General features: G+C 64.5%; 14 protein-coding genes. 4 read left to right on the top strand and 10 right to left on the bottom strand.

Annotated elements, in window-relative coordinates; genetic code table 11:
* Positions 1 to 144 precede the first annotated feature (144 nt).
* Positions 145 to 1,371: a BaiN/RdsA family NAD(P)/FAD-dependent oxidoreductase gene (locus NCS67_RS14240; protein WP_250435481.1), complete on the bottom strand. Its 1,227-nt coding sequence runs from the start codon at positions 1,369 to 1,371 to the stop codon at positions 145 to 147.
* 75 nt (positions 1,372 to 1,446) lie between these two features.
* On the opposite strand from NCS67_RS14240, the gene tsaD reads away from it, so the two are divergent.
* Positions 1,447 to 2,475, top strand: coding sequence for a tRNA (adenosine(37)-N6)-threonylcarbamoyltransferase complex transferase subunit TsaD (tsaD, locus tag NCS67_RS14235; RefSeq protein ID WP_250435480.1), 1,029 nt, complete (start codon positions 1,447 to 1,449; stop codon positions 2,473 to 2,475).
* 6 nt (positions 2,476 to 2,481) lie between these two features.
* On the opposite strand, the gene NCS67_RS14230 is transcribed toward tsaD, so the two are convergent.
* Entirely contained in the window at positions 2,482 to 3,108 is a 627-nt protein-coding gene (locus NCS67_RS14230; RefSeq protein WP_175982501.1) for a glutathione S-transferase family protein, read from the bottom strand.
* A 39-nt stretch (positions 3,109 to 3,147) separates the two neighbouring features.
* Entirely contained in the window at positions 3,148 to 4,371 is a 1,224-nt protein-coding gene (locus NCS67_RS14225; protein ID WP_250435479.1) for an MFS transporter, read from the bottom strand.
* Between the two features lie 105 nt (positions 4,372 to 4,476).
* Here NCS67_RS14225 and NCS67_RS14220 point away from each other — a divergent pair, with 105 nt between their 5' ends.
* The gene (locus tag NCS67_RS14220; protein WP_175982503.1) at positions 4,477 to 5,394 is read left to right on the top strand and encodes a LysR substrate-binding domain-containing protein; all 918 of its coding nucleotides are present in this window, start codon (positions 4,477 to 4,479) and stop codon (positions 5,392 to 5,394) included.
* 4 nt (positions 5,395 to 5,398) lie between these two features.
* Here NCS67_RS14220 and folE2 read toward each other — a convergent pair whose 3' ends face one another.
* The 4 genes from folE2 to NCS67_RS14200 all read right to left on the bottom strand — a co-directional run bounded on the left by folE2 (position 5,399) and on the right by NCS67_RS14200 (position 9,576).
* The gene (gene folE2, locus NCS67_RS14215; protein ID WP_250435478.1) at positions 5,399 to 6,205 is read right to left on the bottom strand and encodes a GTP cyclohydrolase FolE2; all 807 of its coding nucleotides are present in this window, start codon (positions 6,203 to 6,205) and stop codon (positions 5,399 to 5,401) included.
* 146 nt (positions 6,206 to 6,351) lie between these two features.
* Positions 6,352 to 8,268 carry a 1-deoxy-D-xylulose-5-phosphate synthase gene (gene dxs, locus NCS67_RS14210; protein WP_250435477.1) on the bottom strand — a complete coding sequence of 639 codons (1,917 nt, stop codon included), beginning with the start codon at positions 8,266 to 8,268 and terminating at the stop codon, positions 6,352 to 6,354.
* Positions 8,269 to 8,356: 88 nt separating this feature from the next.
* Positions 8,357 to 9,244 carry a polyprenyl synthetase family protein gene (locus tag NCS67_RS14205; protein WP_008353968.1) on the bottom strand — a complete coding sequence of 296 codons (888 nt, stop codon included), beginning with the start codon at positions 9,242 to 9,244 and terminating at the stop codon, positions 8,357 to 8,359.
* Entirely contained in the window at positions 9,241 to 9,576 is a 336-nt protein-coding gene (locus NCS67_RS14200; protein WP_008353969.1) for an exodeoxyribonuclease VII small subunit, read from the bottom strand. The genes NCS67_RS14205 and NCS67_RS14200 overlap by 4 nt, the downstream gene beginning before the upstream one ends.
* A gap of 310 nt (positions 9,577 to 9,886) precedes the next feature.
* On the opposite strand from NCS67_RS14200, the gene NCS67_RS14195 reads away from it, so the two are divergent.
* Both NCS67_RS14195 and NCS67_RS14190 read left to right on the top strand, forming a co-directional pair.
* Positions 9,887 to 10,993 carry an aromatic ring-hydroxylating oxygenase subunit alpha gene (locus NCS67_RS14195; protein WP_008353970.1) on the top strand — a complete coding sequence of 369 codons (1,107 nt, stop codon included), beginning with the start codon at positions 9,887 to 9,889 and terminating at the stop codon, positions 10,991 to 10,993.
* 105 nt (positions 10,994 to 11,098) lie between these two features.
* Positions 11,099 to 11,968 (top strand): sulfurtransferase, encoded by an 870-nt coding sequence (locus NCS67_RS14190; RefSeq protein ID WP_008353971.1) that lies wholly within the window; start codon positions 11,099 to 11,101, stop codon positions 11,966 to 11,968.
* A 6-nt stretch (positions 11,969 to 11,974) separates the two neighbouring features.
* Here NCS67_RS14190 and NCS67_RS14185 read toward each other — a convergent pair whose 3' ends face one another.
* From NCS67_RS14185 to polA, 3 genes are all read right to left on the bottom strand, one after another.
* Positions 11,975 to 12,850 carry a dienelactone hydrolase family protein gene (locus NCS67_RS14185; RefSeq protein ID WP_175982507.1) on the bottom strand — a complete coding sequence of 292 codons (876 nt, stop codon included), beginning with the start codon at positions 12,848 to 12,850 and terminating at the stop codon, positions 11,975 to 11,977.
* Positions 12,851 to 13,039: 189 nt separating this feature from the next.
* Positions 13,040 to 14,404: an NAD(P)/FAD-dependent oxidoreductase gene (locus NCS67_RS14180; protein WP_250435476.1), complete on the bottom strand. Its 1,365-nt coding sequence runs from the start codon at positions 14,402 to 14,404 to the stop codon at positions 13,040 to 13,042.
* 151 nt (positions 14,405 to 14,555) lie between these two features.
* The gene (gene polA / locus NCS67_RS14175) at positions 14,556 to 17,294 is read right to left on the bottom strand and encodes a DNA polymerase I (RefSeq protein WP_250435475.1); all 2,739 of its coding nucleotides are present in this window, start codon (positions 17,292 to 17,294) and stop codon (positions 14,556 to 14,558) included.

Below are 17,294 nucleotides of genomic sequence, written 5' to 3'. Positions count from 1 at the left end.
CCGCTTGGGAACGCCTCCTCAAGCGGGATTAGCAGACAGCCTTCCTGGCGCCAGCGGAAAGCGGAGAGAATCCTCCGATGACCGTCCGAGTATAGCAAACGGGTCCGCGTTTCGAGACTCGCCAAAACCCCCGGACGGACGCCCTCAGGCGGTCGTCGCCGCGTCTCGCGCGTACTCCGCGGCGGCCTTGCCCGCGGCGACGCCCGAAGCCCACGCCCACTGGAAGTTATAGCCGCCGAGCCAGCCGGTGACATCGACCGCCTCGCCGATGAAATAGAGCCCCGCGACGCGCTCGCTCATCATCGTCGCGGATGAAAGCTCGCGCGTGTCGACGCCGCCGCGCGTGACTTCCGCCTTGCGATAGCCTTCGGTGCCGCTCGGCGTGAGCGTCCAGTCCGATAGCGATGCGCCGATCGCTTTCAGCGTGCGATCCGGCAGATCGGCGAGGCGCGCGTCGACCGGCACGCGCTGCGCTTCGAGCCACGCGTGCGCGAGACGCGCGGGAACGTGCTCGGCCAGAAAATTGCCGATCTGCTTTTTCGAGCCGGCTTTGGCTTCGATCAGCATGGCGGTCGGATCGAGGTCGGGAAGCAGATCGACGTGAATCGGCTCCGACGTGTTCCAGTAGCTCGAAATCTGCAGCACGCCCGGCCCCGACACGCCGCGATGCGTGAGCAGCAAGTCTTCGTCGAATTCGCCGCGCGTCTTGCCTTTGCCCGTGCTGATGCGAACCGGCAGCGAAAGCCCCGACAGCTGCGCGAACGGCGCCCAGTCGGCGGACGTGAACGTGAGCGGCACGAGCGCGGGACGCGTATCGACGAGCTTGTGGCCGAACTGCTTGGCGACGCGATAGCCGAAATCCGTCGCGCCGATCTTCGGGATCGACAGGCCGCCGGTCGCGATCACGAGCGCCGCCGCGCCGATCGTGCCCGCGTTCGTATCGAGCGCGAAACGCGCGCCGTCGTGACGGACCTCATGCACGGCGACCGGACGCCGCCACGCGACGCGACCGGCATCGCACTCGCTTTTGAGCACGTCGATGATGGTCTCGCTGGAGTCGTCGCAGAAGAGCTGGCCCTTGTGCTTCTCGTGCCACTTCACGCGGTATTGCTTGAGCAGCGCGAGAAAATCGCGCGGCGTGTAGCGGGCGAGCGCGGAGCGGCAAAAATGCGGATTCGCCGACAGAAAATTGGCAGGCTGCGCGTTGATGTTCGTGAAGTTGCAGCGCCCGCCGCCGGAGATGCGGATTTTTTCGGCGAGACGCTCTGCGTGGTCGATGAGGACGACGCGGCGTCCGGATTGAGCGGCCACGGCCGCGCACATCATGCCGGCCGCGCCCGCGCCGATGACGGCGATATCGAAGGATTCCATGGCGCGCATTTTACCTTCGACACGCTCGATCACGCCCGCTGCTATACTTTTCTGTTCCTCTAACGCATTGAATCCATGCTAGTTCTAGGCATCGAAAGCTCCTGCGACGAAACCGGCCTCGCACTCTACGACACCGAGCGCGGCCTGCTTTCGCACGCCCTTCATTCGCAGATCGCGATGCATCGCGATTACGGCGGCGTCGTGCCCGAACTGGCTTCGCGCGATCACATCCGCCGCGCGCTGCCGCTGCTGGAGGAAGTGCTCGACAAGTCCGGCGCACAGCGCGGCGACATCGACGCCATCGCGTTCACGCAAGGGCCGGGGCTCGCGGGGGCGCTGCTCGTCGGCGCGAGCATCGCGAATGCGCTGGCGATGGCGTGGGACAAGCCGACCGTCGGCATCCATCATCTGGAAGGGCATTTGCTGTCGCCGCTGCTCGTCGACGCGCCGCCGCCCTTTCCGTTCGTCGCGCTGCTCGTGTCCGGCGGACACACGCAGTTGATGCGCGTGACCGATGTCGGCGTCTACGAGACGCTCGGCGAAACACTCGACGACGCCGCCGGCGAAGCCTTCGACAAGACCGCGAAGCTGCTCGGCCTCGGCTATCCGGGCGGGCCGGAAGTGTCGCGGCTCGCGGAATTCGGCACGCCCGGCGCGGTCGCGCTGCCGCGTCCGATGCTCCATTCCGGCGATCTCGATTTCAGCTTCAGCGGCCTGAAAACCGCCGTGCTCACGCACAGCCGCAAGCTCGGCAACAACGTCTGCGAGCAGGCCAAGGCCGATCTCGCGCGCGGTTTCGTCGATGCGGCCGTGGACGTGCTCGTCGCTAAATCGCTCGCCGCGCTGAAGAAAACGGGGTTGAAGCGGCTCGTCGTGGCGGGCGGCGTCGGCGCGAACCGGCAGTTGCGCGAGGCGCTGTCGGCGGCGGCGAAAAAGCGCCGCTTCGACGTGCATTACCCCGACCTGTCGCTATGCACCGACAACGGCGCGATGATCGCGCTCGCGGGCGCGCTGCGCCTGTCGCGCTGGCCGGAGCAGGCCGTGCGCGACTACGCGTTCACCGTGAAGCCGCGCTGGGATCTCACGTCGCTCGCGCGCGCCTGAGCCACTTTATCGAGGCGGATTGAACGGCTGCACGATCGCCTTGAAGACGGGCAGCGTTTCGCAGCGATCGCTATGGCCGATGAGCGTCGGCCAGCGCGTCGAGCTGAAAATTTCCGGATGCGCCTCGCGCGCGAAGCGCAGCGCGCAGGCCACGGCGATATCGGCGTGGCCGATTGCATCGCCGAACCAGTAAGGCGTCGCGCGCGCAGCGCGGTCCGCTTCCAGCGCATTCAACACACGCTCGACCTGCCCCGTGCAGCGATCGAGCCACGCCTGCGATTTCTCCTTGTGCAGCACGCGTTCGTAGACGAGCGCGACGGCCTTGTCGGCGAGACCGGTCGCGAGCGCGCAGACCTTCAGCGCCTGACGTCGCTCCGGCCCGCCCGATGGAATCAAAGCGCGCGCATCGCCCGCCTCTGCGTCGAGATAGTCGAGGATCATCGTGCTTTCGATGAGCGTATCGCCGGAATCGAGCACGAGCGTCGGCACGCGGCACAGCGGGTTGTACGGCGCGATCTTGTCGGCGTCGCCGAACACCGACCACGGGCGATGCTCGAACGCCATGTCGTAGAGCTTCAGCGCGATGCCGACGCGCCGCACGAACGGGGAATCGTATTGGCCGATGAGAATCAAGATGCGCTCCGCGTGGTGGTGATGACGTGGACGGCCAGTTTAAGCGCGCGCGGGCCTCGGAAACAACGGCCACGCGAGCGACGCGCACACGCCCGCCCCGAGCCAGACCATCGGCCAGGAACCGATCGCGAGCACGTGCGGAATGGCGAGCGGCGTCACGAAAAAGCCGACGAAGACCGCCGTGTTCGCCATGCCGAGCGCGGTGCCCGCGCGTTCGGTGCCCGCGAGCGTCGCCAGTTCCGTGTACGCGACGCCGTGCCATGCCGACACGCAGACGCCCGCGAGAATCAGCATCGCCGCGAGCAAAACGGGCCAATGGACCGCGCCGAGCGCCGTCGCGATACCGAGCACGACGAACGACGCGCACGCGACGATCGTCGATACGCGCAGGTACGTGCGGCGGTTGCGGTGCCGGTCGGTGTGGCGGCCGCTCCAGACGCGCATCGCGATCGCACCGATCTGGAGCGTGGCCATCGTCGCGCTGATCGCGGTCAGGCCGAAGTGCGCGGCGTCGTGCATGAAGATCGTCGCGAAACTCAGCACCGCGAACTGCGGCACGCACAAGATGCCGATGCCCAGCACGACGCGCCAGACCAGCGCGTTTTTCAGCGGCGCGGCGCCTGCGCTCCGAATCGCCCGATGAACGGCTTCAGCCGGCTCGTGAAGCCAGCGCCAGGCGAAAATGCCGGACAGCGCGCACATCGCGGCCAGCGCGCCGAATACCGCCCCGAAACCATGCGACGACGCGAGCCACGGCAGCAACGCCGCGCCGATGCCGCCGCCGAGCGGCACAGCCGTCTGGCGAATGCTCATCGCGAGGCCGCGCTCGCCTTCGCCGAACCACGCCATCACCGCGCGTCCGCTCGACCCGTTGACGCTGCCGCCGAGCAGGCCCAGCGCGCACATCGCGAAGACGAGCCAGCCGAAGCTCGCCGTCGCGGGCGTCGCGAACAAAGTCATCGCGACGAGCACCGCGGCCGTCGAAAAAAGACCGGTCAGCAGGACGGGACGGTCGCCCCACTTGTCGGTGAGAACGCCCCACGGCAATTCGGACAGCGCGACGCCCAAGCCTAGGGCGCCCAGCACGACGCCCAGTTGCCCGTTGCTCAGATGGTAGGCGCCGCGCACCCAGACGGCGGTCGTCGGAAAGCCCGTCGCCGCCGCCGACACGCTCGCGTTCGCCGCGACGCCCACGCCGAGCACTTTCCAGCGGTGTCCATCGCCGAGTGCGGTTTTGGTGTTCAAAGCGAGAGAAATGGCCATGTCGCAGTCCATCGAAAAGTTGACTGGGGCCAGTTTGAACGCTTAACATCATCCTGAAAATCGCAAAGTTTGCGACGGACCGTTCATCAAATCGGGACTGTCATCATGAGCCAGACAACCTTCGACCTCGCGGTGTTGCGCAGCTTCGTCGCGGGCGTGGACCTCGGGAGTTTCGCGAAAGCAGCCGATCGCGTCGGGCGTTCGACGTCCGCCGTCAGCGCCCAGATTCACAAGCTGGAAGAACAGGCGGGCACACCGCTGTTTCGCAAATCGGGACGCGGGCTCGCACTCACCGATGCCGGCGAGGTCATGCTCAACTACGCGCGGCGGCTCGTCGAGCTGAACGACGAAGCCGCAGTCGCGGTTCGCGGCGTCGATCTGGAAGGCTGGATCCGGCTCGGTCTGCAGGAAGATTTCGGCGAAGTCGTGCTGCCCGATGTGCTCGGACGCTTCGCGCGAGCGCACCCGAAAGTGCGGATCGAAGCGCGCGTCGCGCGCAATACGGAACTGCTGGAGCGCATCGGCGGCGCGCAGCTCGATCTCGCGCTCGTGTGGGGTGCGGCGGGCGTGCCGGATGAAAGTCAGGCGTCGAATCTGCCCGAGCCGATCGCCGCGCCGCCGATGCGCTGGATCGCGTCATCGACCGTTCCCTGGCATTTCGACGCCGACGAGCCCTTGCCGCTCATCGTTTTCGATCGGCCGTGTCTCTTCCACAGCGCGGCGGCGGCGGCGCTCGACCGTGCGGGCATCAAATGGCGTGTGGCGTTCACGAGCCCGAGCCTGTCCGGACTGTGGGCGGCGGCAGCGGCGGGACTCGGCGTGACGGTGCGAACGAGCTACGGCCTGCCGTCGACCGTTCGTCCGCTCGATGGCGGCGAAGGCGGTTTGCCCGCGCTGCCGTCGATTCCGCTCGCGCTGCATCGCGCGTCGGGAAAGGGCTCGCCGCTCGTCGAGCGGCTGGCGTCGCTCGTGGTGGAATCGGTGCGGGAAGCGCACGTTTCCGCGGAAACGGCGCTTGCCTAGACGTTCAGGCGTCGCGGCGCTTGTCGCACTCGATCACGGCATACGCACTGTGATTGTGGATCGACTCGAAGTTCTCGGCTTCGAGCGTATAGGCGACGATGCGCGCGTCGGCGTTCAGGCGCGTCGCGACATCGCGCACGAGGTCCTCGACGAACTTCGGATTTTCATACGCGCGCTCGGTGACGAACTTCTCGTCCGGACGCTTCAGCAAGCCCCACAGTTCGCACGACGCCTCTTCCTCGGCGATGCGGATCAGTTCCTCGACCGGCATCTCGTCGGCCAATTCCGCCGCGATCGTGACGTGCGAGCGCTGGTTGTGCGCGCCGTACTGCGAAATCTTCTTCGAGCACGGGCACAGGCTCGTCACCGGCACGAGCACTTTGATCGACATGCGCGTGTCGCCGTCACGCCGCTCGGCGATAAACGTCACTTCGTAGTCCAGCAAGCTCTTCACGCCCGAGACCGGCGCGGTCTTCATGACGAAGTACGGCATCGTCACTTCGATACGGCCGGAGTGCGCTTCGAGCTTCGCCAGCATCAGCGAGAGCAATCCGCGCAGCGCGTGCTGATCGACCGGCAGCCGGTTCTCTTCCAGCAACGCGACGAAACGCGACATGTGCGTGCCCTTCTGTTCCGCGGGCAGATGCACGTCGAGGTTCCATACGCCGACGGTCGGCTTCAGCCCGTCTTCCGTCAGCACCGTCAGCGGATAGCGCACGCCCTTGACGCCGACGCGCTGAATCGCGATCTGACGCGTGTCGGGCGTGCTCTGGACGTCGGGCATCACGAAGGCGGGATTCATCTGATTCATTTGTTTTGTCCTTATGCGCCGCGCGTCGCGCAAGACGCGAGCGGGTCGATACGTTCAAGCGCACACGGCGCGGGACGATGCCCGCGCCGTGTGCCAAAGCGTTGATGCACGGCGCACCCCGAGCGCGCCGTTCGAGCGAGGCGTCGTCAGGCGACGCGCTTCGTCAGCTTCCCTGCGTTGGCGCTTTCGATTGCGTCGATGAAGCGCTCGCGAATCGACTTGGCGATGCCAGCCGCGTCCAGTCCGACGCTCGACAGCAGCTTGGCCGGATCGCCGTGATCGATGAACACGTCCGGCAAGCCGAGTTGCAGCACGGGCTTCACGATGGAGCTTGCAAGCAGCGCTTCGACGCACGCGGAACCCGCGCCGCCCATGATCGTGCCTTCTTCGATCGTGACGATCGCGTCGTGCGTGGCGGCGAGTTCGCGCAGCAGATCGGCGTCGACCGGTTTCACGAAGCGCATGTTGGCGACGGTCAGATCCAGTTCCTCGGCGGCGGCGAGCGACGGCGCGACCATCGTGCCGAACGCGCAAATCGCGATGCGCTTGCCCGAGCCCAGCTTTTGCGACGACTCGCGGCGAATCTCGCCCTTGCCGACCGGAATCGCGGTCATCTGCTTGACCGTCGCCACGCCGGTGCCCGCGCCGCGCGGATAGCGCACGGCCGTCGGGTTCGGCTGCTGCAGCGCCGTGTGGAGCATCTGGCGGCACTCGTTTTCGTCCGACGCGGCCATCACCGTCATGTTCGGGATGCAGCGCAGGAACGCGAGATCGTAGTTGCCCGCGTGCGTCGCGCCGTCCGCGCCGACGAGGCCCGCGCGATCGATCGCGAACACGACTGGCAGATTCTGCAGCGCGACGTCGTGGATCAGTTGGTCATACGCGCGTTGCAGGAAGGTCGAATAGATGGCGACGACCGGCTTCATGCCGTCCGCGGCCAGGCCGCCCGCGAAGGTCACCGCGTGCTGTTCGGCGATGCCGACATCGAAATAGCGGTCCGGGAAGCGCTTCTCGAACTCGACCATGCCGGAGCCTTCGCGCATCGCCGGCGTGATGCCGACCACGCGCGAGTCTTGCGCTGCGGCGTCGCACAGCCATTCGCCGAACACCTGCGTGTAAGTCTTCTTCGATGGCGCCGTCGACGGCTTGATGCCTTCAGCCGGATTGAACTTGCCCGGACCGTGATACAGCACCGGATCGGCTTCCGCGAGCTTGTAGCCCTGGCCTTTCTTCGTGACGACGTGCAGGAATTGCGGGCCGCGCAGTTCCTTGATGTTCTGCAGCGTCGGGATCAGCGAATCGAGATCGTGACCGTCGATCGGGCCGATGTAGTTGAAGCCGAACTCCTCGAATAGCGTGGCCGGTACGATCATGCCCTTCGCGTGCTCTTCGAGCTTGCGCGCGAGATCGAGCACGGGCGGCGCATGGCGCAGCACGCGTTCGACGCCCGCGCGCGCGGCGGCGTAGAAACGGCCCGACATCAGACGCGCGAGATGGCGATTCAACGCGCCGACCGGCGGCGAAATCGACATGTCGTTGTCGTTGAGGATGACGAGCAGCGGCACGTCGTCGGCGACGCCCGCGTTGTTCATCGCTTCGAAGGCCATGCCCGCGGTCATCGCGCCGTCGCCGATCACAGCGATCGAAAAGCGGTTGTCGCCCTGCAGCTTGTTGGCGATCGCCATGCCGAGCGCAGCCGAAATCGACGTGCTCGAATGCGCGGTGCCGAAGGTGTCGTATTCGGATTCGGCGCGGCGCGGGAAACCGGAGATGCCGCCGAGCTGACGCAGCCCCGGCATCTGATCGCGGCGGCCGGTCAGGATCTTGTGCGGATACGTCTGATGACCGACGTCCCAGACGATGCGGTCATTAGGCGTATCGAACACATAGTGCAACGCGATGGTCAGCTCCACCGTGCCCAGATTGGACGACAGATGGCCGCCCGTCTGGGACACGCTATCGAGCACGTAGGCTCGCAGCTCGTCGGCCAGCGGTTGCAATTGGCGGCGATCGAGGGCGCGGAGATCGGCCGGATCGTCGATGGTTTTCAGCAAGTCGTACATCGTCGTCCCATTTTAGGAAAACTGGCGTGATTCGTTCGGTGCGATTGTTTCTTTCTTCGCACCGTGGGGTTCGTCACGCGTTCAACAATCAATTCACCCGGTTCACGACCAGGTCGGCAAGCTCGGCGAGACGCTGGCCGCGCGCGCCGAACGGCTCGATCGCGGCGTGCGCGTCGCGGCCCAGTTGCGCAGCGAGTTCGCGCGACGCATCGAGCCCGATGATCGATACGTAAGTGGGCTTGTCGTGCTGCGCGTCCTTGCCGGCGGTCTTGCCGAGCGTGGCGGAATCGGCGGTGACGTCCAGGATGTCGTCGACGACCTGGAATGCGAGACCGATCGCTGCCGCATACCGATCCAGCGACGTCAGCGCTTCCGCGCCGGGATGCGTGCCCGCGAGCGCGCCCATGCGGACCGATGCGCGCAGCAGCGCACCTGTTTTCTTGCGATGCATCGTCTCGAGCTCGGGGCGCGACAGCTTGCGGCCGACGCTTTCCAGGTCGATCGCCTGACCGCCCGCCATGCCGAGCGAGCCGCTCGCGACCGCCAGCTCGCGCACGAGCGCGGCTTGCTGGGCATCGCTCAAACCGTTGCCTTCCGCCGTCAATGCGACGAACGCCTGCGATTGCAGCGCGTCACCGACGAGCAGTGCCGTCGCTTCGTCATATTGGATGTGTACGGTAGGCTTGCCGCGACGCAACGCGTCGTCATCCATGGCGGGCATATCGTCATGCACCAGCGAATAGACGTGGATCATCTCGAGTGCCGCGCTCGCCGCTTCGACGGCCTGCGCGCTCGCGCCGGTCAGCTCGCCCGCCGCGTGGACGAGCAGGGGCCGCACGCGCTTGCCGCCGCCCAGCACCGCGTAGCGCATGGCTTCGTGCAGGCGCGCCGGCGCGACGTCCGTGCCCGGAAGATAGTGTTCCAGCGCCGTCTCGACGCGATCGAGCGTCGCGCGCATCCATTGTTCGAAGGTCATAGGTCGTCGTCCCCGTCGTCGTTCGTCGCTCCGGCACCCTGCGTGGCGCGCTGCACCTCGGCGGGCAACGGTTTGAGCGTCTCGCCATCGAGAACGCGTACCTGCTGCTCAACTTTTTCGAGTTGCTGTTGGCAAAAGCCGACAAGCGCTGCGCCGCGGCGGTATGCCGCAAGCGATTCCTCGAGGCTCAGCGCGCCCTCTTCCATGCGCGCGACGAGCGATTCGAGTTCTGCCAGCGCCGCCTCGTAATTCTCGGGAAGCGGGGCGGCGTCCGCGCTCTGTGCGCTTGCGCCGGTTTGCTCGCCTGTTTCCTGGACAGCGGTCTTCGCCATGAATCGTGGATGTGCAATTGAATTTTTGGAACCAAGTCGCACATTCTACGGCAAAAGCCAAATTTTCGACCCGCATCCCGTCCACGCGGGACCGTCGAGATTGCTTTGCCGGATTCTCCGCCAATCGGGAAGGAACGTGCGATTCAAGCGCGCGGGCGCAACGATTGCGAGGAACTCTCGCGACAATTTATACCCAAATCAAGACCTTAAGCACCCCAAGGATGCGGATTTCGGTATAATCGCGGGCTCCCTAAATCGAATCTTCGATGGTTGGGTTGTTCACTGCTTTCACGTCTTAACGGGAGTGGGAATGTCCAATCTGAGCAATGCATTGCAGCTGAACGCCATTCACAGTCAGCTGCCAGTCACGGCTTACTTTGACGAAGCGCTTCTTACGCGCGAACTCGACACACTTTTCAAGCAAGGTCCACGCTACGTCGGGCACGAACTCATGGTTCCCGAAGCGGGCAACTATTTCGCGCTTCCGGGCGAAGGCGAAGGGCGCGTGCTCGTCCGCAATCAGCAGAACAATATCGAACTGCTGTCCAACGTGTGCCGCCATCGCCAGGCGATCATGCTCAATGGCCGCGGCAGCGCGGACAACATCGTCTGCCCGCTGCATCGCTGGACCTACGATCTCAACGGTCAACTGCTCGGCGCGCCGCATTTCGCGGACAAGCCTTGCCTGAACCTCGGCAAGACTTCGCTGCAGAACTGGCAAGGCCTGCTCTTCGAATCGGAGGGCCGCAACGTCGCCGCGGATCTCGCGCGGCTTGGCACCGCAAAGCACTTCGATTTTTCGGGCTTCATGTTCGATCACGTCGAAGTGCACGAGTGCAATTACAACTGGAAGACGTTCATCGAAGTCTATCTCGAGGACTATCACGTCGCGCCGTTCCATCCGGGACTCGGCAGCTTCGTGTCGTGCGACAACCTCGAGTGGGAATTCGGCGACTGGTACAGCGTCCAGACCGTGGGCGTCCACAAGAACTTGGAAAAGCCGGGCAGCCCGACGTATCGCAAGTGGCACGACGAAGTCCTGCGCTTTCGCAACGGCGCGCCGCCCGAGTTCGGTGCGATCTGGATGGTGTATTACCCCGGTCTGATGATCGAGTGGTATCCGCATGTGCTGGTCGTGTCGTGGCTGATTCCACAAGGCACGCAGAAGACGACGAACATCGTCGAGTTCTATTACCCCGAGGAAATCGCGCTTTTTGAGCGTGAGTTCATCGAGGCCGAGCGCGCTGCGTATATGGAAACCGCGCGTGAGGACGACGAAATCGGCGAGCGCATGGACGCGGGCCGGCGCGCGCTGATGTCGCGCGGCGAGAATCAGGTCGGGCCGTATCAGAGCCCGATGGAATCCGGCATGCAGCACTTCCACGAGTTCTTGCGGCATCAGCTCGGCGCGATCTGATATAGGCCGTTCGGCCAGAGTTACGAAAAGGCGGGCTTTCAGGCCCGCCTTTTTGTTTAGACTAACGGTTCAAGTCTCGCACATGAGCGACGCACAGGAGCCGTCATGCCGCACACCCACTACACCACGCTCATCTCGGCGGCGAATCTCGCCGAACGGCTCGCCGCCGCGCCCGGCAGCATGCTCGTCTTCGATTGCCGCTTCGATCTGGCCGCGCCCGAATCCGGCGAAGCGGCCTATGCGCAAGGGCATATTCCCGGCGCGCACTATCTTCATCTGGATCGAGATCTGTCCGGCGTCAAGACGGGCACGAACGGGCGTCATCCGCTGCCGGAGCGCGCCGCGCTCGTCGCCAAACTGGCCAGCTTCGGCCTGAACGAGGGCCAGCAAGTAGTCGCGTACGATGCCCACGGCGGCATGTACGCCGCGCGTCTCTGGTGGCTGCTGCGCTGGCTCGGGCACGATTCCGTCGCGTTGCTCGACGGCGGCCTGCAGGCCTGGGAAGCCGCGGGCAATCCGCTCGATACCGCCGTGCCGCCGAAGAGGCAGGGCACGTTCAAGGCCGGCGCGCCGCTTCAGGTGACGATCGACGCCCCGGCGATCGAGCGCAGCATCGGCACGCGCGATCATCTGCTGATCGATGCGCGCGCCGCCGATCGTTACCGCGGCGAGAATGAGACGATCGATCCTGTCGGCGGGCACATTCCCGGCGCGCTGAATCACTTTTTCAAGAACAATCTGACGGCGGAAGGCCGCTTCAAGACCGCGCACGAACTGCGCGAGGCGTTCGGTTCGCTCGTCGGCACGACGCCGGCGGACCGCGTCGTCCTGCAATGCGGCTCGGGCGTGACGGCATGCCATAACGCGCTCGCGATGGAGATCGCCGGCCTGCACGGCGCGGCGCTCTATCCCGGCTCGTGGAGCGAGTGGAGCGCCGATCCGGGCCGGCCCGTCGCGACCGGCCCGAATCCGTGAACGCCGTTATTTGACGCCGTGCTCGCGGAACCACGCGAGCGCGCGCTTCCATCCGTCCTCGGCGTCGGCTTTGCGATAGCTCGGCCGATAATCCGCGAAGAACGCATGCGGCGCGTCGTCGTACACGACGAACTGCGAGTCTTTCGCGGGCGGCGGGTCGTTCGCGAGCGCCTGTTTCATCTGCTCGATCGTATCCTGCGGGATGCTCTGATCCTGCCGGCCATATAGGCCGAGCACCGGCACTTTGAGCTGGCTCGCGAGGTCGATCGGATTGGCCGGCGTGTTCTCGGTCTTGTTGCCGACGAGCCGTCCGTACCACGCCACGGCCGCCTTCACATTGGGATTGTGCTCGGCATAGAGCCAGGTGATGCGCCCGCCCCAGCAAAACCCGGTAATGCCGACGCGCTTCGGATCGCCGCCATGCTCGCCCGCCCATTTGACCGTCTGATCGATGTCGGAGATCACTTGTGCATCGGGCACTTTCGACACGAGTTGTTCGTTGAGCTGCTGCATCGACTTGTAGGCCGACGCATCGCCCTGACGCGTGTAGAGATCCGGCGCGATGGCGAGATAACCCTGCTTGGCGAAGCGCCGGCAGACGTCGGCGATATGCTCGTGCACGCCGAAAATCTCGTGAATCACGATGATGACCGGCAAATGCGTCTTGCCTTTGGGCTGCGCGCGGTACGCCGGCACGAGCGTGCCATCCGCGCCGCGTATGCCGATGGCGCCGGCTTCCAGCCCATCGCTGTCGGTGTGAACGGTTTGCGCGGACACCGGCAGCACGGCGGCCGCGAAGCCGGTGCCGAAGGTCGCCTTGATGAAATTGCGTCGGTTGAACGGGACGTGCGGAATGAGGCTGTCGACTTCAGGGTCTAGCATACGAAGCTCCCGCGGCAATGCCGTCGCGGCGCGTACTCGATCGCGCGACGGCGAGGATCGTTGAAATCCGCGCGACGCGATCAAGGCGTCACGACGCGCGGCGCTGCACGACGATGAACGCGCGTTATGCATTAAGCGCGCCGCTCATTCTAAACAGCTTTAAACGAACGGCGCAGCGGATCTGTTCCGTCAGTGCAGCTTGACACGCGGGGCGGTGGAACGGCGCAGCCAGTGCGCGACAGTATCGAGCACCATGCGCGCATAGCCGTGCAGCGCGGCCACATGCAGGCGATACAGCGACATGTACATGAAGCGCGCGAAGAGGCCTTCGATCAGCATGTTGCCACCGATCAACCCGCCCATCAGATTGCCGACCGCGCTGTAATGGCCGAGCGACACCAGCGAGCCGAAATCGCGATACGTGTACTCGGGCAACGGCTTGCCCTGCAACATCCGCTCGAACGACTTGAAGAGGAAGCTCGCCTGCTGATGCGCGGCCTGCGCGCGCGGCGGAACGTTGCGCTCGTTGCCGGGCCACGGACACGCGGCGCAATCGCCGAGCGCGAAGACGTTCTCGTCGGTTTCGGTTTGCAGCGTGCGGCGCACGACGAGCTGGCCGAGACGATTGGTCGGAAGTCCGTCGAGATTGTTGAGAATCGCGGGCGCCTTGATGCCCGCCGCCCAGACTGTGAGATCCGCGCGAATCGTCTTGCCGCTCGCCGTGCGGATCGTGTCGCGCGAGACCTGCGCGACGGTTTCGCCCGTCATCAGCTTTACGCCGAGCTTGGTCAGCAGTTCCGCCGTCGCGCTGGACACGCGTTCCTGCAATGCGGGCAGAATGCGTGGCCCGGCCTCGATCAGCACGATGCCGATATCGTGCTTCGGATCGAGCTTGTGCAAGCCGTATGCGGAAAGCACTTGCGCGGTATTGCGCAATTCCGCCGACAATTCGACGCCCGTCGCGCCCGCGCCGACGATCGCCACCTGAATGCGCGGCACGGGATCGACGCCGGGCTCTTCGTCGACTTCGTCCACGCCCGCCGCGACGGGTTCCGGTGCGAAATGCTCCGCGCGCATGCAGGCCGCGATCAGGCGCTTGCGGAAGAGCTCCGCCTGACCGACGGTATCGAGCGCGATCGAATTCTGCTGCGCGCCTTCGACGCCGAAGAAATGCGTCGTGCTGCCGATCGCGATGACGAGCGTGTCGTACTCCAACTCGCGCTCGGGCAGCAGTTCGCCGGCTTCTTCATCGCGCAACGCGCCGATCGTGATGCGCTTCGCCGCCCGATTCAGTCCGACGAGTTCACCCTGCTGAAACTCGAAGCCGTGCCACAGGGCTTGTGCCGCGTATTCGAGTTCCTGCGTGAAGGGATCCATGCTGCCCGCCGCGACTTCATGCAGGAGCGGTTTCCAAATATGCGTCGGGTTGCGGTCGACGAGCGTGACTTGCGCTTTCGGCGGCGTTTTGGAATCCGTCGAGCCGAAACGGTCGCCGAGACGAGTTGCGAGTTCGAGGCCGCCTGCGCCTCCGCCGATGATGATGAAGCGATGCATGGAACTCTCCCTGTGCTTTTATATTCGATCGGCCTTCGTGCTTATCTTCCTCGATTGAAACATTGTGCGGAGCTTCGGTGACAGTCACAAGCGAGTCACCAACATGTCGGACATATGCGACATCCGCGCATATGTCCTTGCACCGGGAATTTCAGTGCGCTTCTTCCCAGTTGGTGCCGACGCCCACTTCCGCGACGAGCGGCACTTTCAGCTTCGCGACGCCGCACATCAGTTCAGGTAAGCGCTTCCTGACCTCGGGCAGCGCCTCTTCGGGCACTTCGAGCACGAGTTCGTCGTGCACCTGCATGATCATCTTCGCGCCGATGCCCGACGCTTCGAGCCAGTCCTGCACCGCGATCATCGAGAGCTTGATGAGATCGGCGGCGGTGCCCTGCATCGGCGCGTTGATCGCCGCGCGCTCCGCCGCCTGACGGCGCGGCCCGCTGCCGCCATTGATCTCGGGCAGCCACAGACGCCGGCCGAACACAGTTTCGACGAAGCCGTTCGCCTTCGCGATCACGCGCGTATTTTCCATGTACGCGGCAACGCCGGGATAACGCGCGAAATAGCGGTCGATATAAAGCTTCGCCGCATCGCGTGTGATGCCGAGATTCGACGCGAGCCCGAACGAGCTCATGCCATAGATCAGGCCGAAGTTGATGACCTTCGCGATGCGGCGCTGATCGTTGTCGACTTCGAGCGGCGTGACGCCGAACACTTCCGACGCCGTCGCGCGGTGCACGTCTTCGCCTTCCCTGAACGCGCGCATCAGCGATTCGTCGCCGGAAATGTGCGCCATGATGCGCAGCTCGATCTGCGAATAATCCGCCGATACGATCTTGCAGCCCGGCGATGCGATGAACGCTTCGCGAATGCGCCGCCCTTCGCCCGTTCGCACCGGAATGTTCTGCAAGTTCGGCTCGTTCGACGACAAACGCCCCGTCACCGCGACGGCCTGCGCATAGTTCGTATGCACGCGTCCCGTCGATGCGTTGACCATGCGCGGCAGCTTGTCCGTGTAAGTGGACTTGAGCTTGGACAGCCCGCGATGCTCGAGCAGCACCTTCGGCAGCGGATAGTCTTCGGCGAGCTTCTGCAGCACTTCTTCATCGGTGGAAGGCGCGCCGCTCGGCGTTTTCTTCACGACCGGCAATTGCAGCTTCTCGAAGAAGATCTGGCCGATTTGCTTCGGCGAGCCGAGATTGAACTCGCCGCCCGCGAATTCGTACGCCTGCGCCTGCAAATCGATGAGCCGCTTCGCAATCTCGTTGCTCTGCGCTTCGAGCCGTTCGCGATCGATCAGGACTCCGTTTCGTTCCATCTTGCGCAGCACGCGCGAAGTCGGCATTTCGATGTCGCGATACACGCGCAACAAGCCTTCCTCCTGCGCCACTTGCGGATAGAGCGCCTGATGCAGACGCAACGTGATATCGGCGTCTTCGGCCGCATACGCGGAGGCTTTGTCGAGCGGCACTTCATCGAAGCCGATCTGCGATGCGCCCTTGCCCGCGACGTCTTCGTACTTGATCGTCTTCACGCCGAGATGACGCAACGCGAGGTTGTCCATGTCGTGCGGACGATGCGATTCCAGCACGTACGATTGCAGCAGCGTGTCGTGCTCGACGCCGCGCATTTCGATGCCGTAATTGGCGAGCACCTGCTCGTCGTACTTCAGATGCTGGCCGACCTTTTTCTTCGATGCATCTTCGAGCCACGGCTTGAGTTTCGCGAGCACTTCGTCGCGCGGCAGTTGCTCGGGCGCGTCCGGCCCGCGATGCGCGACCGGAATGTACGCCGCATGCCCCGGCTCGACCGAGAACGACATGCCGACGATCTGCGCGGTCATCGGATCGAGCGACGTGGTTTCGCTATCGAACGATGTGAGCTCCGCTTCATTGATGCGCTCGAGCCACGCATCGAACTGCTCCCATGTCTGCACCGTCTCGTAGTGATGCACGATTTCGGTAACTTCGGCGGGCGGCGTATCGGTCGGGCCTTCGACGGCATCAGCGATTTCGACTTCGCGCAGCCACGTCTTGAAGCCGTGACGCAGGAACACGTCGCGCAGTTCGTCGCGCGACTCGGGACGCGATTGAAGCGTCGCATCGATCGATTCGATTTGCGATGTGAGGTCGCACTCCGTGTGCACGGTAACGAGCTTTCGCGCCATCGGCAGGAAGTCCAGAGCCTTGCGCAGATTGTCTCCTACCGCACCCTTGATCTCGTTCGCATGCTCTACGATGCCATCAAGGGTTTCGTATTGCGTGAGCCATTTGATCGCTGTCTTGGGACCGCATTTTTCGACCCCCGGCACGTTGTCGACGGTATCGCCGATGAGCGACAGATAGTCGACGATGCGCTCCGGTGGCACGCCGAACTTCGTGAGCACGCCGGCGCGGTCGAGCGTTTCGTTGGTCATCGTATTGATGAGGGTGACATGATCCGTCACGAGTTGAGCCAGATCCTTGTCACCCGTCGACACGATCACCTTCATGCCGCGCTTTTCGGCTTCGACCGCGAGCGTGCCGATGACGTCGTCCGCCTCGACGCGCTCGATCATCACGAGCGGCCAGCCGAGCGCGCGCACGGCGACGTGGATCGGCTCGATCTGCTTCGCGAGGTCTTCGGGCATCGAAGGGCGGTTGGCCTTGTAGTCGGCGTACCAGTCGTCGCGGAAAGTCTTGCCTTTGGCATCAAATACGCACGCGCTATACTCTGCATTGATTTCGCGCCGCAAGCGCCGCAGCATGTTGACCATTCCATACAGAGCGCCGGTGGGCCCGCCGTCGGGGCCTCGCAAGTCCGGCATTGCATGGTAGGCCCGGTACAAGTAACTAGAACCGTCGACCAATAGCAGGGTCTTACCTTCAAGACTTAGTTCTTCAGGCAT

The sequence above is a fragment of the Caballeronia sp. ATUFL_F2_KS9A genome (genome assembly GCF_023630765.1).
GTDB lineage: Bacteria > Pseudomonadota > Gammaproteobacteria > Burkholderiales > Burkholderiaceae > Caballeronia > Caballeronia zhejiangensis.
The sequence above is the reverse complement of the archived record's forward strand: the minus strand, read 5'-3'. Positions and strand labels throughout refer to the sequence as shown.

Coding starts and splice junctions, on each gene's coding strand:
- NCS67_RS14240 (WP_250435481.1), bottom strand. CDS start 1,371: ATGGAATCCTTCGATATCGCCGTCATCGGCGCGGGCGCGGCCGGCATG.
- tsaD (WP_250435480.1), top strand. CDS start 1,447: ATGCTAGTTCTAGGCATCGAAAGCTCCTGCGACGAAACCGGCCTCGCA.
- NCS67_RS14225 (WP_250435479.1), bottom strand. CDS start 4,371: ATGGCCATTTCTCTCGCTTTGAACACCAAAACCGCACTCGGCGATGGA.
- NCS67_RS14220 (WP_175982503.1), top strand. CDS start 4,477: ATGAGCCAGACAACCTTCGACCTCGCGGTGTTGCGCAGCTTCGTCGCG.
- folE2 (WP_250435478.1), bottom strand. CDS start 6,205: ATGAATCAGATGAATCCCGCCTTCGTGATGCCCGACGTCCAGAGCACG.
- dxs (WP_250435477.1), bottom strand. CDS start 8,268: ATGTACGACTTGCTGAAAACCATCGACGATCCGGCCGATCTCCGCGCC.
- NCS67_RS14205 (WP_008353968.1), bottom strand. CDS start 9,244: ATGACCTTCGAACAATGGATGCGCGCGACGCTCGATCGCGTCGAGACG.
- NCS67_RS14200 (WP_008353969.1), bottom strand. CDS start 9,576: ATGGCGAAGACCGCTGTCCAGGAAACAGGCGAGCAAACCGGCGCAAGC.
- NCS67_RS14195 (WP_008353970.1), top strand. CDS start 9,887: ATGTCCAATCTGAGCAATGCATTGCAGCTGAACGCCATTCACAGTCAG.
- NCS67_RS14190 (WP_008353971.1), top strand. CDS start 11,099: ATGCCGCACACCCACTACACCACGCTCATCTCGGCGGCGAATCTCGCC.
- NCS67_RS14185 (WP_175982507.1), bottom strand. CDS start 12,850: ATGCTAGACCCTGAAGTCGACAGCCTCATTCCGCACGTCCCGTTCAAC.
- NCS67_RS14180 (WP_250435476.1), bottom strand. CDS start 14,404: ATGCATCGCTTCATCATCATCGGCGGAGGCGCAGGCGGCCTCGAACTC.
- polA (WP_250435475.1), bottom strand. CDS start 17,294: ATGCCTGAAGAACTAAGTCTTGAAGGTAAGACCCTGCTATTGGTCGAC.